This is a genomic window from Leifsonia sp. AG29 (genome assembly GCF_009765225.1).
Classification (GTDB): domain Bacteria; phylum Actinomycetota; class Actinomycetes; order Actinomycetales; family Microbacteriaceae; genus Leifsonia.
In genome coordinates, this window is the sequence record NZ_VMSF01000001.1 from 2,247,827 (window position 1) to 2,273,137 (window position 25,311).

A 25,311-nucleotide genomic window follows, 5' to 3' on the forward strand; every position below is an offset into this window, starting at 1 on the left:
CTCAGTCGGCTCGGGTTACTGGCAGGACTCGCACTGGAGGTCGTCCATCGGGTCGACCGGCACGTAGTAGTCCTCGATCTTGGTGCTGTTCACTTGTTCTCACCACCCGAGGTGCTTCCGGAGGTCAGGCCGCCGAAGCCGAAGCCGCGACGAGCGGGGGCGGCGGCCGGAGCGGTCTCGGTCACCGCGGGAGCGGCGGCCGCTGCGGGCGCAGCAGGCGCCCCGGCGCCGACCGACGCGAAGCCCTTGCGGCCGCCCGAGATCTCCTCGGCCTTGTTGACCTTGACCGTCGACTGCTCGGCCTGGTGACGCGGCTTCATGTGGAGGTAGTACGTCGTCTTGACGCCCTTCTCCCAGGCGGCGTAGTAGATGTCCATCATGTCGCCGAGGTCGCGCGTCTCGAGGTACATGTTGCGGCTGATCGCCTGGTCGATCCACTTCTGGGCGCGGGCCGCGACCTCGATGAAGGCGTACGGCGAGAGCTGGAAGCTCGTCTTGAACGCGGCCTTCACGTCGTCCGGGATCTCGGCGATGTTCTGGATGTCGCCCTGCGAGCGCAGGATCGCCTCGCGGACGTCCTGCCAGAGGCCGCGCTCCTGCAGCGTCGCCACCAGGTTGCGGTTGACCTCGAGGAACTTGCCCGACGAGGTCGACCGGCTGAAGATCTGCGAGAACTGCGGGTCGAAGCCGGGCGTCGTGCCGGCGACGAGGCCGATGGACGCGGTGGGGGCGATCGCCATGAGGGTCGCGTTGCGCATGCCGCCCTTGACCTTCTCGCGCAGGCGGTCCCAGTCGAGTCGGATGGTGCGGTCGACCGTGATCGGCGTTCCGCGGTCGGCCTCGGTGAGCGCGATCGAGTCGTAGGGCACGAGGCCCTTCGACCAGCGCGAGCCCTCGAAGTTCGGGTAGGCGCCGCGCTCGCGCGCCAGGTCGGCGCTCTCGTCGATGGCCGCGTACGAGACGTGCTCCATGATCTCGTCGATCAGGGCGTACGCCTCCTCGCTCTCGTAGCTGAAGCCGAGGCGCTCGACGATGTCGGTGAAGCCCATGACGCCGAGCCCGATCGCGCGGTTCTGCTGGTTGGAGAAGTCGGCCTCGGGAACGCTCGACACCGTGATGTCGATGAGGTTGTCGAGCTGGCGGACGGCCTGGCGGGCGCTCGCCTCGATCCGCTCCCAGTCCATCTTCCCGTCGATGAGGTGGCGCGACAGGTTGATCGACGCGAGGTTGCACACCGAGACGTTGTCGCGGTCCTGCGGCAGCGTGATCTCGGTGCACAGGTTGGAGAGGTGGATCGTGCCCGTGTTGTTGTTGAGGGCGCGGTTGTTGATGGTGTCCTTCCACGTCAGCCACGGGTGGCTGGTGGTCTGGAGGCTCATCAGGATGTCCTTGAACTGCGCGCGGGCGCTGATCTTCTTGAACATGCGCAGGCGGCCGGCCTCGGCCTCGGCGACGTAGTGCGCGTACCGCTCCGAGAACGCCTTGCCGTACAGCTCGTTGAGGTCGGCGACCTCCAGCGGGTCGAAGAGGTACCAGTCCTCGTCGTTCTGGACGCGCTTCATGAACTCGTCGCTGATCCAGACGGCGGTGTTGGCGGTGCGGGTGCGGCGGTACGGGTCGCCCGAGTTCTGGCGGAGGTCGAGGAACTCGGGGAAGTCGAGGTGCCAGTTCTCCATGTAGAAGCAGAGAGCGCCGAACTTCTTGCCGCCGCGGCTGACCGCGCGGAGCACCGAGTCGATCGTGTGCATGAACGGGATCGGGCCGGTGGAGGTGGTGTTGTTCGAGCGGATCGGCGAGCCCTGGGCACGGAGCTTCGTGACCGACAGGCCGATGCCTCCGGTGCCCTTCGTCAGCCACATGACGTCGCGGACGGACTTGGCGATGTGCTCGATGTCGTCCTGCATCTCCATGACGAAGCAGTTGGAGAGCTGCGGGTAGGCGGTGCCCGCGTTGACCAGCGTGGAGCCGGCGGCGAGGTACTCGAGCTTCGACATCTTCTCGTAGAAGGCGAGAGCGTGGCTCGTGGGGTCGGCCTCGTTGAGGGACAGGCCCATCGCGATGCGCATCCAGAAGTACTGCGGCACCTCGAGCGAGTCGCCGTTGCGGGCCTTGATGCCGTACCGGTTGTTGAGGGTGACGACGCCGATGTACTTCAGCAGCTCGTCGCGCGACGGGTCGAGGTGGGCGGCCAGGCGGTCGAGGTCGAAGGCGGTGGTGAAGCGGCCGTCGAGAAGGGTCTCGGAGACGCCGCGCTCGATGTAGCCGCGGAAGTGGCTGGTGTGGAGCTCGACGAGCTCCTCGTGGGTCTCATAGTCGCCGAGGACGCGCTTGTAGATCGTCTTGAGCAGGAGGCGCGCGGCGACGGTGTCGAACGCGGGGTCGTCCTTGACGTTCTGGAGGGCGACCTGGATGACCGCCTCGTCGAGCTGCTGCGTCGTGATGCCGTCGAACAGGGTGAGCTCGAGCTCGCTCGCGATCTGCGTCACCCACGTGATGTTCTCATCCAGACCCTGAGCGGCGTGCTCGATGGCCAGGTTGATCTTGTTGGCGTCGTACGGCTCGCGCTCGCCGTTGCGCTTGACGACTGTGATTCCCACTGTCTCTCCCTCTTCGCTGTGCCGTTCCGGACGGCGGCCGCGCCGTGCTTCGACGGCGGAAAACCCCGCGGAATCCAGTCTGTCGGCGCCCTCTGACAGCCGACCGGCCTTCCGTGTTCGACCACTATATAGCGGGCCACCGACAATCTCATGCCCCCACATCTAGTGGGCGTGTCGTCCACAGCTGTGGACAAGTTCTGCACAATTTCCACACCCCGCACTCGGGGTACACGCCTCCCCTCACCCCTCGGGAATCGCGCCTCCCGACCGCTAGTGTTGAAGATCGTGAGCACGTACTCGAGCCTGCTGAAGACGCCCGGCGTCGCGCGCATCATCGCCGCGCAGCTCACCGCGCGCTTCCCGTTCGGCATGCTCTCGCTCGCGTTCCTCCTCCACATCGAGCGCGTCCACCACAGCTACACGGCCGCCGGTCTCGTGCTCGGGGCGATGTCGATCGGGCAGGCGATCGCGGGCCCGATGACGAGCCGCCTCATGGGCGTGCTCGGGATGCGCCTCGTCCTCTGGGTCAGCCTCGTGCTCTGCGCGACCGGCGTGGCCGCGATCGGGCTGTTCGTCATGCCCGTCGAGCTCACCATGGCGATCGCGTTCGTCGCGGGCGTGTGCACGCCTCCGATCCAGCCGGCCGTGCGGACGATCTACCCCAAGATGGTCAACTCCCGGCAGCTGACGCCGCTGTTCTCGCTCGACGCGTCCGCCCAGGAGATCATCTGGATCGCGGGCCCGGTGGTCATCACCTTCGTCTCCACCCAGATCGGGACGGTCGAGGGCATCCTGATGGCGGTCGCGATCATGCTGCTCGGCGGGGCGTGGTTCATCGCCTCGCCCGAGGTCGGCCGGGTGCGCATCCCGCGCAGCAAGCGGCGCTTCGGGGTCGTGCTGACCCGGCCGCCCGTGCTGCTGGCCACCGTGGTCGGCTTCCTCCTCATCGGCGCGTGCGCCGCCGTGGAGGCGGGGGTCGTCGCGAACTTCGGCCAGGGCTCCCCGCTCGGCGGCGTCGTGCTCGCCATCTGGTCGATGGGGTCGCTCGTCGGCGGCCTGCTGTTCGGCCACATCCCGATCGGGCCCTGGGCGACCGCGCGCCGGATGCTGATCGTCTTCGCCGGCATCGCACTGTCCGTCTTCACTCTGTGGTCGTGGTGGGGGCTGTCGCTCACCCTGCTGATCTCGGGATTCGGAATCGCTCCCGCGCTGGCTGTCCTCTTCGCCATCGTGTCGGCGAGCGTCAAGTTCTCCGACACCGCGGAGGCGTACGGCTGGGTGGGCACCGGACAGCTGATCGGGGCTGCGCTCGGCTCCGCCCTCGCGGGTTTCCTCATCGACGGCTTCGGCGCCGTGGGGGCCTTCTACGCCGCCGGGGCGTTCGCTCTCGTCGGTTTCGTCGTGGCGGCCCTCGCCCACGGCGTGCACCCCGACCTCCGCGGGCGGGACGCCTCCCCCATCCCCGACACCGAGCCGGTGCCGGTGCAGCCGTCCTGAGCGCGGAGGGCCCGCGAGCCGCGCGGTGCTCAGGGCACCCTCAGCGCACGACGCCCCATCGAGGTGCTCGTTGATGCTGTCGACACGCCGTGACCGGCAGCAACTGCGAGCACCTCGTGGGTCGCCTGTGGATAGTTTTCAGGAGCCGCCCCGGAAAGCTGCCAGGGTGTGCGGATGGCACAGCAGCACCACCTCCACCTGATCGATGGCGCGATGTCGCCGTTCACCGTGGCAAGGGCCCGGCAAGCAGGGATATCGGTCGCGCGATTGCGCTCGACGACACTCGTAAGGCCCGCCCGACCGGACCGACGAGGTGCTCGTAAGTGCTGCCGACACGCCGCGGAGGAGCGCATCTACGAGCACCTCGAGGGAGGAACGAGGGGCGCATCTCGCGGAGCGAAAGGAGCGAGCCGCAGCCCTCTACCAGCGCGGGTGCACCGTGGCCCGGAAGTACCGGTCGTACAGCTCGTGCACCGCGGCGTCGAAGCCCTCGGGGAGGCGCACCTCGGCCGCCCCGGCATTGGCGCGGGCCTGCTCGGGCGAGCGCGCTCCGGGAATGACCGTGGTCACCCCCTGCTGGCCGATGATCCAGGCGAGGGCGGCCTGCGCGGGGGTCACACCGTCGGGGACGAGGGCGGCGAACTCTCGCGCCGCGCGAACCCCCTGCTCGTAGTCGACGCCCGAGAAGGTCTCGCCGACGTCGAAGGCCTCGCCGTGGCGGTTGTAGCTGCGGTGGTCGTCGGCCCCGAACGTCGTCTGCTCGGTGTAGCGGCCGCTGAGGAGGCCGGACGCGAGCGGCACGCGGGCGATGATGCCGACACCGGCCTCGCGCGCGGCGGGCAGGACCTCGTCGAGCGGCTTCAGCCGGAAAGCGTTGAAGATGATCTGAACGGTCGCGGTGCCCGGGCGCGCGATCGCGGCGAGCGCCTCCGCGCAGGTCTCGACGCTGACCCCGTAGGCGGCGATCGCCCCGTCCGCGACCAGCGTGTCGAGCGCGTCGTAGACGGCGTCGGTGCTGAAGACGGGAGTGGGAGGGCAGTGCAGCTGGACGAGGTCGAGCCGCTCGACGCCGAGGTTGCGGCGCGAGCGGTCCGTCCATTCGCGGAACTTGGGGAGGGTGAAGTTCGCGGGGTCCTGCGCCTCACGGCGGCCCATCTTCGTGGCGACGGTGAGCGGGACCTCCGGATGCTCCGTCAGGAACCGCCCGATGAGCTGCTCGCTCCGGCCGTCGCCGTACACGTCGGCCGTGTCGAAGAAGGTCACCCCGGACTCGACGGCCGCTTCCAGGACGGCGAGCGCGGAGTCCTCCGTGACGTCGCCCCAGTCGGCTCCGAGCTGCCAGGTGCCGAGTCCGACGACCGACACATCGCGGCCGGTCCCTCCGAGGATGCGCTGTTCCATGCCTCCACCCTAGGCTCGCCGGCGCGACACGGGGAGGCGCAAACCAGCACGCCCCCACCGCCCCGCGCCCGCGCCGCACCCGAGCCGATGCGGCACCTCACACCGCGGCTTCGCTGACCTCCTGGTTCCGGTAGTGCCCCGCGATCATCGCGACGATCCCGACGACCGCCCAACCGAGCAGCACCAGCCACGCGAACGCACTGTCGGCGTCGGGGAAGTACGACAGGTCGCGCAGCAGCGTGACGGACGCGCCGGGGACGAACCACTGCCCCACCGCACCCCACGGCCCGACGATGAACTGGAGGGGCTGAGCGGCCGCCGAGAGCGGGTTGCCGACGAGCACGGTCAGCACGGCCCCGACCGCGATGCCGACCCGGCCGATGAGCGCGTTCATCCCGACGATGAAGGCGGCCGTGGCGAGCATCGACAGTCCGACGGCGACCGAGTTGAGCCAATAGTCGCCCTGGAGGATGCCGAACCAGCCCTGCAGCACCCCGGTCACCGCGAGGCCGCCGACCACGGCGTAGACGAGGACGGCCGCGAGCCTCCGCCAGCTGCCCGCGACCAGGATGGAGATGAGGATGCCGCCCAGCATGCCGCCGAGCACGAGGGGGAACGACGCGGCGGCGAGACCGAGACCTCGAGGATCGCTGGAGGCGAGCGGGACGACGTCGGTCACGGGGACCGTGATGGTCGGTGCGCGGGCTCCGGCGGGAGCGTGCCCCGCCGCGACCGCCTGCTGCACAGCGGCGTCGGCCTGCTGCTGGGCCTGCGCCTGGATCCGGCCCGCGAGCTGCGTGAACAGCTGACTGACCGCGGCACCGTTCGCCGAGGCCGTGAGCACTTCCGGCTTCTGGCCGACGACGATCGCGCCGTAGACGTCCCGGGTGCGGATGAGGTGCTCGGCGTCGGCCTTGGACGCCACCGTCGTGATGTCGAAGGCTCCGGGAGCCGCTTTGTCGAGCTGAGTGCGCACAGCCGAGACGGAAGCGGAATCCCCCGCGATCGCCACCGGGAGGTCCTTGACCGACGACGTGATGGTGGGCCACAGGAAGGCGATGAGGATGACGAGCACCGCCGCTGCGGCCCCCAGCGCCAGCAGGACGGTGCGGCTCCACGGGGTGTGGGGCGTCGGTGCTCCCGACGCCGGGGCGACGCCGGTGCGGGACGGTTCTACAGGTGCTGACGTTGTGGTCATGGCGCGCCTCCAATAAAAACGAATACTCGTTCTTTATCTTCTCCCTCGCCTTCGGCTACTGTCAAGAACGAACATTCTTTTTCGCGCGGGACGCACGAGAGGAGCCGGCATGCCGAAGGTCACCGAGGAGCACCGCGCCGCACGGCGGCACGAGATCGCGAGCGCCGCCCTGCGCTGCTTCGCCCGCGCCGGCTTCCAGCAGACGTCGATGGCCGACATCATCGCCGAGTCGGGCCTGTCGGCCGGAGCGATCTACGGGCACTACAAGAACAAGGAGGAGCTCGTCGAGCTCGCCGTGTCGGAGGTGCTGGACGCCCGGTTCCTCGATGTGGCCGAGGCGCGGATCTCGGAACCCGTCCTCTCCCCCGCCGCGGTCGTCCGGCGGATCCTCGACGGCCTCACCGAGCAGCTCGGCGAACTCCAGCTGCTCATCCAGGTCTGGGGTCAGGTACCCATCAACCCGCGGCTCGGCGAGATGGCCTCACGGATCGGCAACCGCGTGCTGGACATGCTGACCGGGTACCTGTCCGAGTGGTACGAGAAGCGCCTCCTTATGCCGCCGGTCGAAGCGCAGGCGCGCGCGCGGGCGGACGCCCCGCTCTTCGTCGGCATCGTCCAGGGGTTCGTCACGCAGTCGGTCCTGTTCCGGGAGTTCGACCGCGAGGGCTATCTGGAGGCGGTGGAGCGCTTCGTGAGCCTCCCGGCCACCACGGCGGAGTGAGCCGGCCGATCAGGTCGAGCAGCGCCTCCACGTCGCGCGGCCGCGGACGGCTCAGCCAGACGTCGATGGCCCCGATGATGCCGTCGGCGAGGTACCGCGCGATCGCCTCGCGCTCCTTCTCATCGCGCGCGGGCACGACGAGGCTGTGCTGGTCGAGCAACAGGTCGATCGAGCCCTGGAAGTGCTCGCTGAGCATGCGATGCAGGCTGGCGGGCCCCCGCGGCCCTCGAGTACGCCGCCAAGGGCGTGCGCGTCGTGGCCGTCGGCCCCGGCTTCATCCGCACACCGCTGGTCGCCGCCAACCTGGACGCCGACACGCTCGCCTTCCTCGAGGGCAAGCACGCGCTCGGGCGCCTCGGCGAGCCGGAGGAGGTCGCCTCCCTGGTCGCCTTCCTCGCCTCCGATGCCGCCAGCTTCATCACGGGCAGCTACCACCTCGTCGACGGCGGCTACACCGCGCAATAGAGGCCGCGGGCCCGGCGCGAATCCGCCCTGCCGTGCCCGGTCGCGCTCCCGTACGCTGAGGAGGGTGACCGAGCACGACACCGCCCCCGCTCCCGCCTCGACCGACCCGCTGCCGGAAGACCTGCTCCAGCGGATCCGCGCTCGCGCGGCGGGGTACGACCGGGACAACGCCTTCTTCAGCGACGACTTCGCCGAGCTCGTCGACTCGGGCTATCTGAAGGCCCTCGTCCCGAAGAGGCTGGGCGGTCTGGGGCTCGGTCTCGAACAGACCGCCCGGCTCCAGGTCCGCCTCGCGGGCGCCGCGCCCGCCACCGCGCTCGCGGTCAACATGCACCTCGTCTGGACCGGCGTCGCCAAGACCCTCCTCGACCGCGGCGACGACTCGCTCGAGTTCGTCCTGCGGGAGGCGGGCGAGGGCGACGTGTTCGCCTTCGGGCTGAGCGAGGCCGGCAACGACCTCGTGCTGTTCGGCTCGACCACGGAGGCGCGGCCGCAGCCCGACGGCTCGTACACCTTCCACGGGCGCAAGATCTTCACGTCCCTGTCGCCCGCGTGGACGAAGCTCGGCACGATGGGTCTCGACAGCGAGAGCGAGGACGCCCCGAAGATCGTCTACGGGTTCGTCGAGCGCTCGGGAGGCGGCTTCGAGATCCGCGAGGACTGGGACACGCTGGGCATGCGCGCCACGCAGAGCAACACCACGATCCTCGACGGGGCGCGCGCCGCAGCCGACCGCATCGTCCGGCGCTTGCCGCCCGGCCCCAACCCCGATCCGCTGGTGTTCGCGATCTTCGCGAACTTCGAGATCCTCCTGGCCTCCGTGTACACCGGGATCGGTGCGCGAGCCCTGGACCTCGCCGTCGAGGCCGCGCACCGGCGGACCAGCCTCAAGAACGACGGCCGTTCCTACGCCTCCGACCCGGACATCCGGTGGCGCGTGGCGGAGGCCGCGATCGATCAGGACGCGCTCCTCCCCCAGCTCGACGCCCTCGCCCGCGACGTCGACTCGCTGGCCGACCACGGCGCTCTGTGGTTCCCGAAGCTGGTCGGGCTGAAGATCCGGGCCACCGAGACCGCCCGGCGCGTCGTCGACCAGGCGATCCGGGTATCGGGAGGGTCGACCTTGTTCTCATCGAGCGAGCTCGGGAGGCTGTACCGCGACGTTCTCGCGGGCATCTTCCACCCCTCCGACGCCGAGTCCGCGCACAACACGGTGGCCAACGCGTGGCTCGGTCCGGTGGAGGACGAGAGCGAGGAGCCGCGGCGATGAAGGAGATCGGAGCTCGTCATTTCGAGGAACGGCTGGCCCGCGGCGCCGAGCAGGCCCGTGAGGCCGGACTGGACGGCCTGCTGATCTCTCCCGGACCCGACCTCGCCTACTTCGCGGACTACCTCCCTCCCTCGACCGAGCGGATCACGCTGCTCGTCGTGCCGGCGCGCGGCGAGCCGGCGATGCTCGTCCCGGTGCTCGAGCACGACAGCGCGGCGGCGACTCGGGCGGCGGGGTCCATCCAACTGCTGGACTGGTCCGACGGGCAGGACGAGTACGAGCCGGCGGCGGCGCTCGTGAAGCCCGACGGGAGGTACGCCGTCTCGGACAACACCTGGGCGCTGCACCTTCTGGCACTGCAAGAGCGGCTCCCGGGAACGCGGTTCGAGCCCGTCACCCGCGTGCTGCCGATGCTACGCGCCGTCAAGACGCCCGACGAGATCGACCGGCTGGCCGCCGCCGGCGCAGCGGCCGACGCCGCGTTCGAGGACGTGCTCCGCCTCCCGTTCGCCGGGCGCACGGAGGCCGCCATCGCGGCCGAGCTCGACCGGCTGCTGCGCGAGCACGGCCACAGCCAGGTCGACTTCACCATCGTGGCCTCCGGCCCGAACGGAGCGAACCCCCACCACGACGCCGGCTCCCGGCTGATCGAGGAGGGGGACACCGTCGTCCTCGACTTCGGCGGCATCATGGACGGCTACGGCTCGGACACAACCCGCACCGTGCACGTCGGAGAGCCGTCGGACGCGGAGCGCGAGGTCTTCGATGTCGTCCAGCACGCTCAGCAGGCGGCTTTCGAGGCGGTCGCCGTCGGCGTGCCCTGCCAGGAGATCGACCGCGTGGCACGGAATGTCATCGCCGAGGCCGGCTACGGCGAGTTCTTCATCCACCGGGTCGGGCACGGCATCGGCATGACGACGCACGAGCCGCCCTACCTGGTCGCCGGCGAGGAGCGCGCGATCGAGGCGGGGATGTGCTTCTCCATCGAGCCGGGCATCTATCTGCCGGGCCGTTTCGGCGTCCGGATCGAGGACATCGTCGTCGCCGCCGAGGACGGCGCCCATCGGCTCAACAACTCCAGTCGCGAACTGCACCTGGTGCAGTGACGGCCGCACCGTCCGTCCGTGACGCGGAGCGCCGGCAGGCGCTCCGACGCATGAAGGTGCTGGCCGCCGGCCTGCTCGTGGTCGCTGCCGTGATCTTCGCGATCGCGTTCGCCCTCGAGGGCGCCGTGCCGTGGCTCGGGTACGTGCGAGCCGCCGCAGAGGGGGCCATGGTCGGCGCGCTCGCCGACTGGTTCGCCGTGACCGCACTGTTCCGTCGGCCGCTCGGCCTCCCCATCCCGCACACCGCGATCATCCCCAACCGCAAGGACGAGATCGGCGAGAGCCTGGGTGAGTTCGTGGAGACGAACTTCCTGTCCGATCAGGTGGTCGCCTCCCGTCTCGCCGCACTCGACCTGTCGGGCGCGGTCGCCGGCTGGCTCGCCGAACCGGAGAATGCGAGGCGCGTGATCGCGGAAGGGTCGACGGCCCTCGTCGGCCTGGTCGACCTCCTCGACGACGAGCGCATGCGCGACGCGGTCGAGTCGGTGGTGCGCACCCACGTCATCGAGCCCGAGTGGGCGCCGCAGCTCGGCCGGGCCGGCGCGCGGGCGCTCGACTCGGGCGCCCAGCGGGAGGCGGTCGACCTCCTCGTCGAACGGCTCGACGACTGGCTGGAGGCGAACCCGGAGGCGCTCACCCACCTGGTCGCGGGGCGCCTCCCGTCGTGGGTGCCCGCTTTCGTCGAGCGTCTCGTCGACGATTCGGTGCGGGCCCAGCTGCGCCGGTTCCTCCGCGACGTGCGGGCCGACCCGGACCACAGGGCTCGCGCAGCCCTCGACTCGTACCTGCACGAGCTGATGGAGCGCCTCCAGCACGACCCCGCCACCATCGATCGCGTGGAGTCGGCGAAACGCCACGCCTTCGACGACCCCCGGATCCGCGAGCTCGCCTCGTCGGCCTGGTCGGCAGCCCGCGCTGCCGCTCTCCAGGCTCTCGGCGATCCCGGAAGCGGCCTGCGCTCGGGTCTGGAGGCGGGACTCGCCGACGCCGCCGCCCGCGTCGCCGCGGACCCGGAGCTCCGGGCGTCGCTGAACGCCCGGCTCACCGACGCCGCGGTGCACCTCGTGACGACCTACCGTCACGACATCGCGGGAGTCATCTCCGAGACGGTGCGCGGCTGGGACCCGGCGGAGACGACGGAGAAGATCGAGACCCAGGTCGGCCGGGACCTGCAGTTCATCCGGATCAACGGCACGGTCGTCGGCGCACTCGCCGGGCTCGCGATCTACGCGGTCGCGACGGCCGCGGCAGCGCTGCTCTGAGCGGAGGGGGTCAGGCTCGGCGGAGTGCGCGGCGGCGTGCGAAGGGCAGCGCGAGCAGCCGCCATCCGACGAGGAACACCCCGAGGACGATGGCGGCGACCAGGATGAACGAGGGCTCGACGCCCTGGCCGGCGGAGGTGCGGATGAGCATGCCCAGCGCGACGGTCATCAGCCAGATCGGGATGCCCGGCCAGACGATCGCGAGCGGCCGCTTCCACGCCCAGGTGACCGCCCACCCGGCGATGAGGCCGACGAGGAAGGGCCACAGGGTGGTCAGCACGCCGGAGGCGCTCGCCGATTCGCCGTGGCTGCGGCGCCCGACGAGGACGAAGACGGTGACGAGGGCCGCATCGATCACGAAAGCGATGAGCGCGGTCCTCCAGGGTTTCACGGGGTCCAGGCTAATCGCACGCTCCCGTGCGTTGGCTGGGCGGCAGCACAAGAGATACCAAGCGCGATGCGTTCTCGGGCGGCCGTGCCTCCCTCATTAGACTGACCTCGAGCCCGTCGCCGCGCCCCGGCCGCGGGCGCCCCGCGCCCGACCCTGGAGCCCTCGTTGCCGAACTTCGACTTCCTCGCCCAGCCTGCCCTCCCGCGCCCGGACGTCACGCCGGACGACGCGGTCGCGATCGCCGCCTCCCGCTTCGGCCTCGACGGGCGCATCACCGAGCTCGGGAGCAATCAGGACCGCAACTTCCTCATCGACACGGGCGAGGGACGCTTCGTTCTGAAGCTCGCCAACCCGGTGTTCTCCGAGGAGGAACTGCTCGCGCAGAACGCCGCCCTGGAGGCGCTGGCCGGGTCGGGCATCCGCATCCCCGAGGTCATCCGCTCGCTCGAAGGAGACGAGCTCGTGCCCGTCGACGTCCGCGGCCGCGTGCTCCTCGCGCGCGTGCTCCGCTATCTCGACGGCGACCCGCTGACCGGCGTCGAGCGCCCCACGCGGGAGCAGCTCCGCACCCTCGGCGCGCTCGCCGGCCGGGTCGCCGCGGGCCTCGCGCGCCTCGACCACCCGGGGCTCGAGCGCAGCACCCAGTGGGACGCGCGGATCGGCGGCCAGGTCGTCGATCTGCTCCTCGACTTCGTCGACCAGCCCGCGAAGAAGAGCGTCGTGCGCGCCGCGTCCGACGAGGCGCTCGCCCGGCTCGAACCGCTCCGCTCGCGGCTCCGGGTGCAGGCGGTGCACGGCGACGTCACTGACGACAACATCGTCCTCGGCGACGACGGCCCGGGCGTCATCGACTTCGGCGACGTCTCCGCCGGCTGGCTGGCCGCCGAGCTGGCCGCGACGGTGACGAGCGCACTCCACCACGTCCCCGACGAGCCGCTCGCCGTCCTCGACGTCATCGAGGCGTTCCACGCGGAGGCGCCGCTCGACGACGCCGACATCGAGGCGCTCTGGCCCCTGGTCGTGCTGCGCGGAGCCGTCCTGGTCGTGAGCGGCGAGCAGCAGGTCGCCCTCGAGGCCGACAACGTCTACGCCGACGAGAACCGCGCCCACGAGTGGGTCGCCTTCGACGTCGCCCGCCGCCTCGACGTCGACGAGGTCGCGGCACTGATCCGGATGAGACTGGCCGGCATCGGGCGTGCAGGTGCGGACGCCGGGCGCGGAATCGGACGCGTCGTCGCGCTGGAGAGCACCGCCTCCCACGTGTCGGATCTATCCGTCACCGCGCGCGACCTCGATGCGGGAGCGTGGCTGGACCGTGACGTCGAGGAGGAGGTCCTCCGACGTGTCGCGCACGAGCACGGGCACGCTCTGACGCGCTACGGGGAGGCACGCCTCACGCGCGCCACGGTCGACCGCTCCTCCCCCACACCGATCATCGCGCTCGGGGTCACGCTCGAGGCACCCACAGGCGTCGAGGTGGTCGCCCCGTTCGCCGGCGAGCTGACCCTCGTCGGGGGCTCGTGGCTGCTCAGCGGCGACGACGTCGACCTCTGGCTCGACGGACTCGCCCGGCCGCTCACGACCGCGTCCGTCCGAGCCGGCGAGCCCCTCGGCTCAGCGGTGCGGCTGACCGTGCAGCTCAGCCGCCTGCGCGGGCACCGGCCGCCCGCGTTCGTCACGCCGTCCCTCCCCTGGAGCGAGTGGAGGGAGCTCTCGCCCGACCCGTCCGCCCTCTTCGGCGTCGACCTGGCCGTGAGCGCGTCCGACCCGGAAGAGGTCCTCGGCCGCCGCGACGCGTCTTTCGCGCGCGTGCAGGAGCACTACTTCGCACACCCGCCGCTCATCGAACGAGGCTGGCGGCACCACCTCGTCGATACCCGGTCGCAGACCTACATCGACATGGTCAACAACGTGACGCAGATCGGCCACGGGCATCCGCGGCTGGTGGAGGCGGTCCGCGACCAGTGGGCGCGTCTCAACACCAACTCGCGCTTCCACTACGAGGAGCTGTCGCGGTTCACGGAGCGGCTCGTCGAGCTGGCCCCGGACGGGCTCGACACCGTGTTCCTGGTGAACAGCGGTAGCGAGGCCGTCGACCTCGCCCTGCGGCTCGCGCAGACGCACACCCGACGGAAGACCATCCTCGCCGTGACGGAGGCCTACCACGGCTGGACGGTCGGCTCCGACGCGGTCTCCTCTTCGCTCGGCGACAACCCGCGGGCGCTCGAAACGCGGCCCGACTGGGTGAAGCTCGTCGCCGCACCCAACTCGCTGCGCGGCAGGCACACCGGACCCGACGCGGGTCCCGCCTACCTGGCCGATCTCGACGCCGACCTGGCCGCGCTCGACGCGGCCGGCACCGAGGTGGCCGGCTACATCGCCGAGCCCGTGTTCGGCAATGCGGGCGGCCTCATGCTGCCCGACGGCTATCTCGCTGGCGTCTACGAGCGCATCCGGGCGCGCGGCGGCGTGTGCATCGCCGACGAGGTGCAGGTCGGCTACGGGAGGCTGGGCCACTACTTCTGGGGTTCCGAGCAGCAGGGCGTCATCCCCGACGTCATCACCATCGCGAAAGCGATGGGCAACGGTCAGCCGCTCGGGGCCGTCATCACGCGGCGCGAGATCGCCGAGTCCTTCGCCGCCGAGGGAAGCTTCTTCTCCTCGGCCGGAGGAAGCCCCGTCAGCTCCGTCGTCGGGCTGACCGTGCTCGACGTGATGCGCGACGAGCAGCTGCAGCGGAACGCCGCGGTCGTCGGAGACCACCTGGCGGCGCGCCTCCGGGAGCTGGGTGAGCGCCACCCGCTCGTCGGGGCTGTCCACGGGATGGGCCTCTACCTCGGCATGGAGCTCGTTCTCGACCGCGAGACCCTCGCGCCCGCGACCGCGGAGGCCGCACTCGTGTGCGACCGGATGCTCGCCGAGGGAGTCATCGTGCAGCCGACCGGCGACTTCAAGAACGTGCTCAAGATCAAGCCGCCGCTCTGCATCACGCGGGAGAGCGCCGACCGCTTCGCCGACGCGCTCGACTTGGTTCTCGCGACGCTGTAGGCGGCTCGAACGCTGCACCGGCTACGGCCTCGGGCGGTGTCCCGTATCGTCGTCCCGTGCTCGCAACCTTCCTGACCGGCCTCGGCTCCGGCGCCTCCCTCATCGTCGCCATCGGGGCGCAGAACGCCTTCGTCCTCCGGCAGGGACTCCGTCGCAGCCACGTCCTCCCCATCGTCGTCATCTGCGTCCTCAGCGACGCCGTGCTCATCGCAGCGGGTGTCGCCGGCATCGGAGTGCTCGTCAAACAGGCGCCGCTCGCGCTCGAGATCGTGCGCTGGGCCGGGTTCGCGTTCCTCCTCGGGTACGCCGTCTTCGCCGCGCGCCGGGCGCTCCGTCCCGAATCGCTGCAGACGGCCGGAGCCGTCGCCGGTTCGCTGGCCGCCGCCATCGCGACCTGCCTGGCCATCACCTGGCTCAACCCGCACGTGTACCTCGACACGGTGCTGCTGCTGGGCTCGCTGTCGGCCTCGCACGGCGACCCGGGGAGGTGGGTGTTCGGGCTCGGGGCGGCGACCGCGAGCCTCCTGTGGTTCAGCCTCCTCGGGTTCGGCGCGCGGCTAGCTGCGCCGGTTTTCGCGAAACCGGTGGCGTGGCGGGTGCTCGATGCGGGGATCGCGGTGCTGATGGTGGTGCTGGCGGTGCTGCTGGTCGTGTGAGCCTGCGCGGACCGGGCCGAGACAGGGAAAGCAGAAGGGCCGCCCGATCGGGCGGCCCTTCTGTGCGAGTTCGGGTCACGATGTGACTCGGTGGAGCTAAGGAGATTCGAACTCCTGACCTCTTCGATGCGAACGAAGCGCGCTACCAACTGCGCCATAGCCCCGAGGAACTGCTTAGAAACAATAGCACCCCGCTCCCGCCGATTCGAAATCGAGGGCGGCTCAGGGAGGGGGTGCCGTGGGGACGGGTCGCTTCGGGAGGGGGCCGCAATCGACACGCCGCGGCGGCGGGGTTAACGGAGGACATTCTGGGGTTTTGGGTCGCTGGTGTCCTCCGTTGGCGACGAGGCGCGGCGGGCCGAGCCGGGCCGCGGCGGGCGGGGGCTGGGGATCCAGACGGGGGTGCGTCGTCCGGGGCGTGGGTGTCACGAAGGGGGGAACCCAGGGTGACACGCCGGGGTGGAGCGGATGAGGGAGGGCGAACGGTCGACTGGCTGGGACTTCTTCCTCCGTTGCCCGCGAGGGCGCGGCGGAGCGGCGCGGAGCGGAGCGTCAGCTCGCGGCGCGGCGGCGGCGGAGGACGGCGTCAAGGTCCATGGGGCCGGTCTCGAGCTCGTCGAGGATGCCCATGCTGGCGAAGCGGCTCGGTGCCGGGGCCGGCGCTGCGATCGGAGCGGGACGGCCCGGCGCTGTGTCGCGTTCGGCCACCGCTCCCTCCTCATCGTGCCGCTGCTCCGCCCCCGAAGGCACCGCGGCCACGGGCCGGAGCGGCACGGCCGGGGCCGGGGCCGCCTGGGCCGCACGGCGCTCGAACTCGCTGCGCGCGGCCGCTCGGCGGAGTTCCGCGGCGGCGTCGACCGACGCCATCGCCGCGGCGGCGACGGTGCCGGGCGAGAGGTGGAGGGGCTTCGGCAGCGGCTGCGGCGTCCAGCTCTGACGCAGGCGCTCCTGGACGGGAAGCTCGTGCTGCGCGTGGTCGTAGAGATCCGGGGAGGCGGGGGCCGCCGGAACGAAGGGGGTCGCCGCCGGCACGGTGCCCCGCGCCCGCGCCAGCCGCACGAGCATCGCCGTGGAGCCGACGACGGCAGCGGCGGAAACCACGAGGATCGGCCAAGCGCCCGACGCTCGCAGTGCGATGCCGGCCACGAGCCCGGTCGCGCCCGCCAGGAGCACGAAGGTGGAGAGGGCCCGCGCCCGCCGGAGTCGGCGGCGACGCTGAGGCGAGAGCACGGGACGGGCAGCGGACGCCGCGATCACGCGCGCACGCTGGGCCGCGGCCGCGCGTGCGGCGCGCTCGAGGGCGATGGCGTGCGCGGCTGCACGCTCCGCCTCTTCGGCGGCGAGCCTGCGCTCCTCCGCCAGGGCCTGTTCGCGGCGAGCGTGCGCTGCCGCCTCGGCCCGCGCCTCCGCGAGCCGCTTCTCCTCCGAGCGGCGGAGGATGCGCTGCTGCTCGGCGACTGTGCGGGCGGTCGCCTCCACGCGCACGGCCTCGGGCAGCTCGCTCGTCTCGGCGAGGATGCGCAGGGTCTGCTGCAGCCGGACGGCGTTCCGTTCGGTCGTCACGAACTCACGCCGTCTCAGCCAGACGGGGACCAGATAGGCCAGCCAGAGTGCAGCCGCGATGGCCACGATCACTCCGCCGCCCATCACATCCCCGTTCATGCCTCCACGGTAGGGGCGGGAGCGCCGGGCCACCGGCAAGCCGGGGGTGTGTTTCGCGATCCAGAATTCTCTCAGGAGGCTCGGACCGTGCGCTCGGCCGGCGCGAGGCGGAGCCGCGTCAGCGGTGCCGGGCGACGGGAAGCGGGATGGAGGCGGCCGCCCGGTCGTCCGGGGAGACCACGGCCGCGTCGGACGGGGCCTCGCCGTCGAGCCAGCGGCGGAGCACGCCCTGCGGGAGCTCCTCCGAGACGAGCCCGAAGCAGAAGTGGTCGCGCCAGTCGCCGTTGATGTGGATGTACCGCCTCCTCAGCCCCTCGTACCGGAAGCCGAGCTTCTCGACGACGCGCAGGCTGGGCGCGTTCTCGGGCCGGATGCAGATCTCCATGCGATGCAGACCCAACTGGTAGAAGCAGTAGTCCGTCGCGAGGGCGACCGCCGTCGGCGTGATGTTCTTGCCCGCGAACTCCTCCGCGATCCAGTACCCGATGGTCGCGCTCGAGAGCGAGCCGTAGCTGATCGACGACACGTTCAGCTGGCCGGCGAGCCTCCCGTCGTACTCCACGATGAACGGGAGGCCGTGGCCGGCGCGGGCGTTGGCGAGCAGCGACCGGATGCTGGCGCGGGTGTCGAACGAGCCCGGGGCGTACGGGCTGGTCGCCTCCCACTGGCGCAGCCAGGAGCGGTTGTCGAGGAGCGACCGCTCCAGGGCCCGCGCGTCGCGCAGGCGGATCGGCCGCAACCCCACACGGCCCTCCGACAGGGTCGGGATCACGATGGCCACGGACTCCTCCTGACGGGGCCTAGTGGTCCTCGACGCGGATCGTCGAGATGGGGCCGGTCGGGTCGGCCGGCATCTCCTCGACGATCTCGCCGGGCTTGTCGTCGAGCTCTGCGGCGAACTCGCGGAGCCACGGGCGGAGCTCGGGCCCGAGGTCCTCCCGGTCGACCGCGAGCTGCACGATGGCCTTGATGTAGTCGAGTCGGTCGCCCGTGTCGTAACGGCGGCCGCGGAACACCACACCGTACACGCCGCCGGTCCAGTCCGGCGCCTCGGCCATCGACTGGAGCGCGTCGGTCAGCTGGATCTCTCCCCCGCGGCCCGGCTTGGTGCGCTCGAGGACATCGAACACCTCCGGACGCAGGATGTAGCGGCCGATGACCGCGTAGTTCGACGGCGCGTGCTCGGCGTCCGGCTTCTCGACGAGCCCCGTGATGCGCACGACGTCGTCCTCGTCGGTGGGCTCGACCGCGGCGGCGCCGTAGAGGTGGATGGACTCGGGCGGGACCTCGAGCAGAGCGACGACGCTCGTGTGCCGCTGGGCCTGGACGGTGAGCATCCGCTTGAGCAGATCGTCCCTCGCATCGATGATGTCGTCACCGAGGAGCACGGCGAACGGCTCGCGCCCGACGTGCATCTGGGCGCGCAGCACGGCGTGACCGAGGCCCATCGGGTCGCCCTGCCGCACGTAGTGCATGTCGGCCAGCACGCTCGAGTAGTTCACCTTCTGGAGGCGCGCGGTGTCGCCCTTCTTGGTCAGGGCGTCCTCGAGCTCCGCATTGCGGTCGAAGTGGTTCTCGAGCGCGTTCTTGTTGCGGCCGGTGACCATCAGGACGTCGTGCAGGCCGGCGTCGACCGCCTCCTCCACCACGTACTGGATGGCGGGCTTGTCCACGACGGGGAGCATCTCCTTCGGCATCGCCTTCGTCGCCGGGAGGAACCGTGTTCCGAGCCCGGCGGCGGGGATCACTGCTTTCGTCACTCTGTCGTGGTTCACCATGCCGCCTACAGTATCCGCATTGCGGTCCCGTCACGGCCCCATCTTCTAGGATTGCCCCATGGATTCGGATACCGCCGCCCATCGCAAGCGCGCACTGCGCGCCGAGCTCCGGGAGCGACGGCAGAACCTCACCAGCACAGAGCGTGCGGCTGCGAGCGCGGGCATCACCCGCAATCTCGTCGACCTCACCACCGACCTCTCCGCGCGCTCCGTCGCCTGCTACCTCTCCACCTCCATCGAGCCGGACACCCGGCCGTTTGTGAACTGGGCCCGCGCCCAGGGGATCCGGGTGCTCCTCCCGATCTCCCGCGAGGACGGCCTCCTCGACTGGACCACCGGCGACGGGGAGACCGAGACCGAGGGCCTCTTCGGGCTCCCGGAGGCGGTCGGAGATCTCCTCGGCCCGATCGCCATCAACGACGTCGACCTCATCATCATCCCGGCGGCTGCGGTCGGAGCGGACGGGCTCCGCATGGGCTGGGGCCGCGGCTATTTCGACAAGACGCTCGGCAGCATGGAAAAATGTCCTCCGGTGTACGCCGTGCTCTTCGACGGCGAGCTCGTGGACGAGGTCCCGCGCGAGCGGCACGACCAGCCGGTCGACGGCGCGGTCACGCCGACGCGGATCGTCCAGTTCTCCTGACTGCGCGGCGCCAAGACCCGAGACGAGCGGAAGACGATGCCCACCTACTCCTACGCGTGCCGCGACTGCGGCCACGCCTTCGACATCCAGCAGGCCTTCACCGATGATGCGCTCACCGTCTGCCCGAACTGCGGCGGGTCGCTCCGCAAGGTGTTCGGGACCGTCGGGGTGACCTTCAACGGCTCCGGCTTCTACCGCACCGACTCGCGCGGGGGTACGAAGGCGGGAGGGAGCGGCTCGGGTTCCGCCGCGGCCCCGTCGGGAGGCGGTGCGTCCGGCTCCGGATCGGGCTCGTCGGGTTCGGGCTCGGGCTCGGGCTCGTCGTCCGGCTCGGGTTCGTCCGGCTCCGGCTCCTCTAGTTCGTCGTCGGCCTCATCCGGGTCGGCGGCCTAAGCGTCCGGCACCACCCCTCCTGCCTCGAAAGGGATCGGTCATGCTCAAAGGGTTCAGGGAGTTCATCCTCCGCGGGAATGTGATCGACCTGGCGGTCGCGGTCGTCATCGGCGCCGCGTTCACCGCCATCGTCACCTCCATCGTTACCAACCTGATCAACCCCCTGATCGGCGCCTTCTTCAAGGCGAGCTCGCTCGACCACGCAATGGTGGTGACGCTCAACGGTTCCGAGATCAAGTTCGGCGCGGTGCTCGGCGCGATCATCAACTTCCTGATCGTCGCCGTCGTGGTGTACTTCGCGTTCGTCCTCCCGATCAACACGATCAAGTCGCGGGCCGAGCGCCTCCGCAAGAAGGGCGTCGTCGAGCCCGGCGCTCCCGTGACCGAGCTGGACCTCCTCACCGAGATCCGCGACCTCCTGTCGGCGCAGCAGGCGCCCCCGGCCGCCTCGGGCCGGCACGCCGACCCCACCGTCTGAGGCGCGCGCCGCCCCTTCGCGGCGCGACTGCGCCCTCCCGGGACAACTGCGCTCGCGCGCGCACGCGCCTACGTCCCACGACGCCGCAGCCGCCGCCGCACCGAGCGCCGAGCGCAGAGGCGCTGACGCGGCCGCGCTGCGCGCTGCGCGCTCGCCGCGCGACTGCGGCCTCCCGAGACAACTGCGCTCGCGCGCGCAGGCGCATGCGTCCCACGACACCGCAGCCGCCGACTCACCGAGCGCCGAAGCGCCAACGCCGGCGCCGCGCTGCGCGCGCTCGCGGCGCGACTGCGGCCTCCCGAGACAGCTGCGCTCGCGCGCGCACGCGCATACGTCCCACGACACCGCAGCCGCCGACGCACCGAGCGCCGAGCGCCGAGCGCCGAGCGCCGGGCGCCGAGCGCCGAGGCGCTGACGCGGGCGCCGCGCTGCGCGCTCGCGGCGGGGTTGCGCCCTCCCGGGACAGCTGCGCTCGCGCGCGCAAGCGCATGCGTCCCACGACGCCGCACTCGCCGGCGCACCGAGCGCCGAAGCGCTGACGCGGGCGCTGCACCGCGCTGCGCGCGCTCGCGGCGCGACTGCGGCCTCCCGAGACCACTGCGCTTGCGCGCGCAGGCGCATGCCTCCACGACGCCGCACTCGCCTCGAGAGGAGACCGGCGGGGCGGGGGCCACAGGGCGAGCCCCGCGAGCCCGCACCGCTACCAGTGGGGAGGGACGTCCCGGCGGAGGCGCTCGTCGTTCGATCCCCACGAGGGACTGTGGTCGCTGTCGCGCGGAGCGGACGGCCCGTCATCCCGCGGCTCGACCTTGGGCGCCGGGTCGGAGCCCGGCGCACCGGCACGCTGGACGCGCCTGTGCCTTCGGGGACGCGGCTCCTCGCTCATCCCTCCACTCTACGGCGAGGGACGGATACGCGGCCGCCCGCCGACCCGCTCAGACCGGCAGCGAGATCGGCGCCGTCACCGCGTCCGGCTCGCCCGCGCCGATGAGACGTGCGACCCGGCCGGCGACTGCCTCCGGGTCGGCGAACAGCTCGAAGCCGTGGACGCGCAGGTAGTGCCATCCGAGGCGGCGGAGGACGTCGGGGCGCAGGCGCAGCGACTCGCGGAGGCTCCCCTTGGCGACGTCGTCGTCGGTCTCGATGACCACGGCGCGGCCCTCGTGCGATGCGACGAGGGTCAGCTTGCCGCGGTAGCCGAGCTGGACGTCCAGTCCCCGACGGGCGAGCCTCCGGGCCAGGTCGGCGACCATGGGGTCGGCGTCGGGGCTGAGGTATTCGGCAACCGGCGCCTGGAGGGTGTCGGCCTCGCTGAGCACCTGGGCGAGCGCGGCGATCCCGTGGCGCATCCGGGTGTCGTCGATGTCGTCCGGGTGGAAGCACGAGACGATGTCCATCCCGCGGCGCGCCCGGGTCATCCCGACCGCGAGGAGGCGGTCGCCACCCGGCTCGGCGAGCGCCCCGAAGTTCGACAGCAGCCGTCCGTGCGGGGTGCGCCCGTACCCGATCGAGAACACGACCCGGTCGCGGCTCAGCCCGACGGACTGGTCGAGGGTGACGACCGTGAACGGCTCGGGCCGGTCGCCCAGGATGAACTCGCTGAGTTCGGTCCGCTTCGTGAACGCGGTCAGCACCGCCTGGTTGACCCGCACGGCGTGCCGGGCACTGGCGGTGATCACCATGAGCGACTCGCGGGGACGCTCGACCGCGTGCTTCAGGACGAGCTCGACGACCTTGGCGACCTCAGCGTCCGTGGACTCGACCGCGCCCGACTCGCTGTCCGGCATGCCCTGGCCGCCGCTGACGTAGTGCAGGGCGAGGCTGCCGTGACCGAGGTAGGTGCCGGCCCACGGGAGGGAGTCGATCATGCCGCCGTAGAAGCGGCGGTTGACGAGGTCGGCGAGGTCCTCGCCGCCGGCGCGGTAGCTGCGGCTGAGCGTGTACACCGGGAGGAGCTCGGAGAGGCGGGCGAGCGCGGACTCCGCGTGGAGCGCCTCCACGTCGTCGACGCCCTCGACGGTGGTGCCGTACTCGTGCACGCCGATGTCGAAGCGCGACGGCGTCTGCGTGACCGGGTCGCCGAACGCGACGACCTGGCGGGCACGTCGGAGCACCGGCACGTTCTCGGCGAGGCTGGAGGCGCCGGCGTCGACCAGGACGACGGCGTCAAACGCGACGTCGCGGCCGATCGAGGGGACCTCGTACGGCGAGATGAGCCAGACCGGGGCGAGCGGGCGGGCGAGGTGCGGCGCGGCCTCGTTGAGCGTCGTGGCGGTCGGGTTCTCGGTCTTGAGGAGGCGCTTCAGCGCGGCGGCCTCGTCGGGCCAGTCGACGATGCCGATCTTCCAGGTCTCGGCGAGCATCCACGCGAGCTGCTTGCCGGTGGCGGAGGCGTGAGCCTCGTCGACCAGCCGGAAATCGGCCTCGAGCCGGTCGAGCACACCGGTGTTGCCGTTGAGCAGGGCCCGGTCGGAGGCGAGCAGCGTCTCCAGCACGGACTGCCACCAGGCGAGCTCGAGCTCGGCGCTGACCTGTTCCTCGGGCACGTGACGGATCGAGAGGTCCGACAGGAGCGGGTCGAGGTCGAGTTCGCGGAGCCGGCCGAGCAGGGCGGTGCGCTCCTGGAGGTTCGCCAGCACCTCCGATTCGGCGGCGAGCCCGGCGACCTGGCGCGTGAGCTCGGCGACGGGCAGCGCAGCGAGCGAGTGCGGCGTGCCGGTGCGGCGGAGCGGGATGTCGAGCCGGGCGAGGTCCTCGGCGACGCGCTGGTAAGCGACCTGGACGTCGGCGATCCCGACGGGCACCTCGGGCACGACGCCGGCGACCGCGAACCGGTTCCAGAGGATCCGCTGCTGCTGGATCCGCCGGAGCGCTTCGTTCAGATCGGTGACGTGCACGCCCGGGCGGACGCACTCGAGCGCGAGCTTGCGGAGGCGACGACGGTTGGCGCCGGACATGCTGGCCGACTCGCGGCGGGACGCCGTCGCCGAGATCAGCTCGGTCAGCGACCGGTCGAACACCGAGGGCATGAACTTGTCGAGCGTCTCGCGGATGTCGGCGAGCAGCCGCAGGTAGACCCCGAGCTCGGCGATCGTCTCGAACGGGCGCATGCGCGTCTGTCCGATGAGCGCGTTGGCGCGGTCGATCAGGCGGGGCAGTTCGGCCCGGTTGAGCTTCTTGGCGAGGTCGTGAGCGGAACGGCCCTCCTCCGTCGTGCCGAAGGAGGCGCCGTACCAGGGCGAGTCGTTCGGCCCGTAGCGGAACTCGCCGAGGCGCGCTGCGCGGATGAGGGCGTCCGCCGCCTCGGCCCGGTCGCTGGCGAGAGCCTCGATCGAGCGGCGTCCGAGACGGGCCGTCGTCGCGGGCGGCGAGGCCAGAGCAGACAGGCGCGACAGCTCGCGGAGCGCGTCGAGCACGGAGACCTTGAGGACGGGATCGCGGCGCGTCAGGGCCGACCGGTAGTCGACGAGCACCTTGCGGAGACGCACGAGCGCCTCGTCGACGTCGGTGACGCGCGGCTGCGTGGCCTTCTCGTTGCGGCTGATCGACTGGATGAGATCGCGGCGCAGGGTGCGCGGCGTCACAGCGAGGCCGGGGAGGCCCGCGCGGGTGAAGCGCTGGGCGATGTCGTCGAGGCTCGAGCGTCGCGGGCTGACGACCAGCACGCGCTTGTGCTGAGCCACGAGAGTGCCGACCGCGTTGACGATGGTCTGCGTCCCACCGGTGCCCGGGAGGGTCTTCACCACGACGGAGTTGCCGGTCGCGATCTGGGCGATCACCGCCTCCTGGGCCTCATCTGCGTCGAGGAGGAGCGTGTCGGTCGCCGGCGGCCGCTCGTCCTGACGGACGGGCTCGACCGGGTTGAAGGCGCTCTCGATGCCGGTGCGCGCGGTCGGGTTGCCGGCCAGCGCGTCGAGGATCGGGGCGTCGAGGTCCTCCGCCTCGGCACGCAGAGCGGGGGCGACGTCGACGAACGAGGAGGCGACGAGCCGGGGCTGCACGTTGAACCACGGGAGGTGCGAGGTGAGACCGCGGAGCCGGTCGATGACGGGCTGCGGCTTGAACACGCCGTTGCTCACGGCGAGCGCGACGAACGCGTCGGCGTCGAGCGTGATCTGGAACTGCTCGGACAGGGCCCGGGCGAGCTCGGGGTTCAGGAAGGTCCGGCCCTTGAGCTTCAGCTCGAAGTCGCGGCCGTAGCGGCGGATCGCGAGCGGACGCAGGAGGATCGGCGCGGTGAACTCGTCGCCGCCGTGCCGCCACTGGGCGAGCCCGATCGCGAGGTGGATGGCCTCGATGCCGCGCACCTCCCGCAGCTCGATGCCCTTGGCGGTGATCGCGCTCGCCGCCGCGCGCGCGGTCCGGAGGGCGAGCTCGTCGCGGATGAGGCTCGACAGGAGGGTGCTCTGCCCGGTGATGAACTGCGGGAGACCACCCGGGTGGGTCGTGCTCAGCTCGATGCGCGTCCGCGGGCTGTCCTCGAAGTGCAGGAGCGGGGAGTCGCCTCCGATGGCGGCGATCTCGTCCCGCCAGCGCTGCCAGACGGGCTCGGCGATGTTGCCGGCGACCAGGGCGGGATCGCCGAGGCTCAGCTTGTGCGGAGCAGTGGTGGAACGTGGATGGAGGGCGTCCTCTTCCGGGATGCCCGACGTCACGTCGTCATCCTCGTTCTTCCTGTCCAGTCGCCACACACGGACACCCTACGTGCAGATGTCCCGCACTCCCGGGAAATCGCGCGGGTTTCG

At 71.3% G+C, this 25,311-nt stretch carries 19 protein-coding genes, 1 tRNA gene and 1 pseudogene; 11 read left to right on the top strand and 10 right to left on the bottom strand.

Annotated features, from left to right (window positions below):
* Positions 1-89 precede the first annotated feature (89 nt).
* A complete protein-coding gene (locus tag FPT20_RS10795; protein WP_158865153.1) occupies positions 90-2,597 on the bottom strand; it encodes a ribonucleoside-diphosphate reductase subunit alpha in 2,508 nt (835 codons plus the stop codon).
* A gap of 285 nt (positions 2,598-2,882) precedes the next feature.
* Here FPT20_RS10795 and FPT20_RS10800 point away from each other — a divergent pair, with 285 nt between their 5' ends.
* Entirely contained in the window at positions 2,883-4,094 is a 1,212-nt protein-coding gene (locus FPT20_RS10800) for an MFS transporter (RefSeq protein ID WP_158865155.1), read from the top strand.
* 420 nt (positions 4,095-4,514) lie between these two features.
* On the opposite strand, the gene FPT20_RS10805 is transcribed toward FPT20_RS10800, so the two are convergent.
* Both FPT20_RS10805 and FPT20_RS10810 read right to left on the bottom strand, forming a co-directional pair.
* The gene (locus FPT20_RS10805) at positions 4,515-5,495 is read right to left on the bottom strand and encodes an aldo/keto reductase (protein ID WP_158865157.1); all 981 of its coding nucleotides are present in this window, start codon (positions 5,493-5,495) and stop codon (positions 4,515-4,517) included.
* Between the two features lie 97 nt (positions 5,496-5,592).
* Positions 5,593-6,693 (bottom strand): ABC transporter permease, encoded by a 1,101-nt coding sequence (locus FPT20_RS10810; protein WP_158865159.1) that lies wholly within the window; start codon positions 6,691-6,693, stop codon positions 5,593-5,595.
* Positions 6,694-6,802: 109 nt separating this feature from the next.
* Here FPT20_RS10810 and FPT20_RS10815 point away from each other — a divergent pair, with 109 nt between their 5' ends.
* The 5 genes and pseudogenes from FPT20_RS10815 to FPT20_RS10835 all read left to right on the top strand — a co-directional run bounded on the left by FPT20_RS10815 (position 6,803) and on the right by FPT20_RS10835 (position 11,517).
* Positions 6,803-7,414, top strand: coding sequence for a TetR/AcrR family transcriptional regulator (locus tag FPT20_RS10815; RefSeq protein ID WP_158865161.1), 612 nt, complete (start codon positions 6,803-6,805; stop codon positions 7,412-7,414).
* 219 nt (positions 7,415-7,633) lie between these two features.
* Positions 7,634-7,879, top strand: a pseudogene (locus FPT20_RS10820) (SDR family NAD(P)-dependent oxidoreductase); the annotation flags it as partial.
* Between the two features lie 64 nt (positions 7,880-7,943).
* A complete protein-coding gene (locus tag FPT20_RS10825) occupies positions 7,944-9,149 on the top strand; it encodes an acyl-CoA dehydrogenase family protein (protein WP_158865163.1) in 1,206 nt (401 codons plus the stop codon).
* Positions 9,146-10,255, top strand: a complete 1,110-nt coding sequence (locus FPT20_RS10830) for an aminopeptidase P family protein (RefSeq protein WP_158865165.1) — start codon at positions 9,146-9,148, stop codon at positions 10,253-10,255. The genes FPT20_RS10825 and FPT20_RS10830 overlap by 4 nt, the downstream gene beginning before the upstream one ends.
* Positions 10,252-11,517, top strand: a complete 1,266-nt coding sequence (locus FPT20_RS10835; protein ID WP_442786486.1) for a DUF445 domain-containing protein — start codon at positions 10,252-10,254, stop codon at positions 11,515-11,517. The genes FPT20_RS10830 and FPT20_RS10835 overlap by 4 nt, the downstream gene beginning before the upstream one ends.
* A 10-nt stretch (positions 11,518-11,527) precedes the next feature.
* Here the strand turns inward: FPT20_RS10835 and FPT20_RS10840 are convergent, their stop codons facing one another.
* A complete protein-coding gene (locus tag FPT20_RS10840; RefSeq protein ID WP_442786487.1) occupies positions 11,528-11,908 on the bottom strand; it encodes a DUF3054 domain-containing protein in 381 nt (126 codons plus the stop codon).
* Positions 11,909-12,073: 165 nt separating this feature from the next.
* Here FPT20_RS10840 and FPT20_RS10845 point away from each other — a divergent pair, with 165 nt between their 5' ends.
* Both FPT20_RS10845 and FPT20_RS10850 read left to right on the top strand, forming a co-directional pair.
* Entirely contained in the window at positions 12,074-14,956 is a 2,883-nt protein-coding gene (locus tag FPT20_RS10845; RefSeq protein WP_158865167.1) for an aminotransferase, read from the top strand.
* 56 nt (positions 14,957-15,012) lie between these two features.
* On the top strand, positions 15,013-15,612 hold the full coding sequence (locus FPT20_RS10850) for a LysE/ArgO family amino acid transporter (RefSeq protein WP_158865169.1): 600 nt from the start codon (positions 15,013-15,015) through the stop codon (positions 15,610-15,612).
* Positions 15,613-15,703: 91 nt separating this feature from the next.
* On the opposite strand, the gene FPT20_RS10855 is transcribed toward FPT20_RS10850, so the two are convergent.
* The 4 genes from FPT20_RS10855 to galU form a co-directional block, all read right to left on the bottom strand.
* Positions 15,704-15,776, bottom strand: a tRNA-Ala gene (locus FPT20_RS10855).
* A gap of 388 nt (positions 15,777-16,164) precedes the next feature.
* A complete protein-coding gene (locus FPT20_RS10860; RefSeq protein ID WP_158865172.1) occupies positions 16,165-17,274 on the bottom strand; it encodes a hypothetical protein in 1,110 nt (369 codons plus the stop codon).
* Between the two features lie 118 nt (positions 17,275-17,392).
* On the bottom strand, positions 17,393-18,055 hold the full coding sequence (locus tag FPT20_RS10865) for a GNAT family N-acetyltransferase (protein WP_158865174.1): 663 nt from the start codon (positions 18,053-18,055) through the stop codon (positions 17,393-17,395).
* Positions 18,056-18,074: 19 nt separating this feature from the next.
* Positions 18,075-19,052 (bottom strand): UTP--glucose-1-phosphate uridylyltransferase GalU, encoded by a 978-nt coding sequence (galU, locus tag FPT20_RS10870; protein WP_158865176.1) that lies wholly within the window; start codon positions 19,050-19,052, stop codon positions 18,075-18,077.
* Positions 19,053-19,110: 58 nt separating this feature from the next.
* On the opposite strand from galU, the gene FPT20_RS10875 reads away from it, so the two are divergent.
* The 3 genes from FPT20_RS10875 to mscL are packed head-to-tail and all read left to right on the top strand — an operon-like array spanning position 19,111 to position 20,566.
* Positions 19,111-19,695 (top strand): 5-formyltetrahydrofolate cyclo-ligase, encoded by a 585-nt coding sequence (locus tag FPT20_RS10875; protein ID WP_158865178.1) that lies wholly within the window; start codon positions 19,111-19,113, stop codon positions 19,693-19,695.
* Positions 19,696-19,731: 36 nt separating this feature from the next.
* Positions 19,732-20,088, top strand: a complete 357-nt coding sequence (locus FPT20_RS10880) for an FmdB family zinc ribbon protein (protein WP_158865180.1) — start codon at positions 19,732-19,734, stop codon at positions 20,086-20,088.
* Between the two features lie 40 nt (positions 20,089-20,128).
* Complete coding sequence (mscL, locus tag FPT20_RS10885; RefSeq protein ID WP_158865182.1) at positions 20,129-20,566, top strand: large conductance mechanosensitive channel protein MscL; 438 nt, start codon at positions 20,129-20,131, stop codon at positions 20,564-20,566.
* A 700-nt stretch (positions 20,567-21,266) separates the two neighbouring features.
* On the opposite strand, the gene FPT20_RS10890 is transcribed toward mscL, so the two are convergent.
* On the bottom strand, positions 21,267-21,452 hold the full coding sequence (locus FPT20_RS10890; RefSeq protein WP_158865184.1) for a hypothetical protein: 186 nt from the start codon (positions 21,450-21,452) through the stop codon (positions 21,267-21,269).
* Positions 21,453-21,501: 49 nt separating this feature from the next.
* A complete protein-coding gene (locus tag FPT20_RS10895; protein WP_158865186.1) occupies positions 21,502-25,257 on the bottom strand; it encodes an AAA family ATPase in 3,756 nt (1,251 codons plus the stop codon).
* Positions 25,258-25,311: the final 54 nt, after the last annotated feature.

Coding starts and splice junctions, on each gene's coding strand:
- mscL (WP_158865182.1), top strand. CDS start 20,129: ATGCTCAAAGGGTTCAGGGAGTTCATCCTCCGCGGGAATGTGATCGAC.
- FPT20_RS10875 (WP_158865178.1), top strand. CDS start 19,111: ATGGATTCGGATACCGCCGCCCATCGCAAGCGCGCACTGCGCGCCGAG.
- FPT20_RS10805 (WP_158865157.1), bottom strand. CDS start 5,495: ATGGAACAGCGCATCCTCGGAGGGACCGGCCGCGATGTGTCGGTCGTC.
- FPT20_RS10830 (WP_158865165.1), top strand. CDS start 9,146: ATGAAGGAGATCGGAGCTCGTCATTTCGAGGAACGGCTGGCCCGCGGC.
- FPT20_RS10880 (WP_158865180.1), top strand. CDS start 19,732: ATGCCCACCTACTCCTACGCGTGCCGCGACTGCGGCCACGCCTTCGAC.
- FPT20_RS10815 (WP_158865161.1), top strand. CDS start 6,803: ATGCCGAAGGTCACCGAGGAGCACCGCGCCGCACGGCGGCACGAGATC.
- FPT20_RS10860 (WP_158865172.1), bottom strand. CDS start 17,274: ATGAACGGGGATGTGATGGGCGGCGGAGTGATCGTGGCCATCGCGGCT.
- FPT20_RS10810 (WP_158865159.1), bottom strand. CDS start 6,693: ATGACCACAACGTCAGCACCTGTAGAACCGTCCCGCACCGGCGTCGCC.
- FPT20_RS10890 (WP_158865184.1), bottom strand. CDS start 21,452: ATGAGCGAGGAGCCGCGTCCCCGAAGGCACAGGCGCGTCCAGCGTGCC.
- galU (WP_158865176.1), bottom strand. CDS start 19,052: ATGGTGAACCACGACAGAGTGACGAAAGCAGTGATCCCCGCCGCCGGG.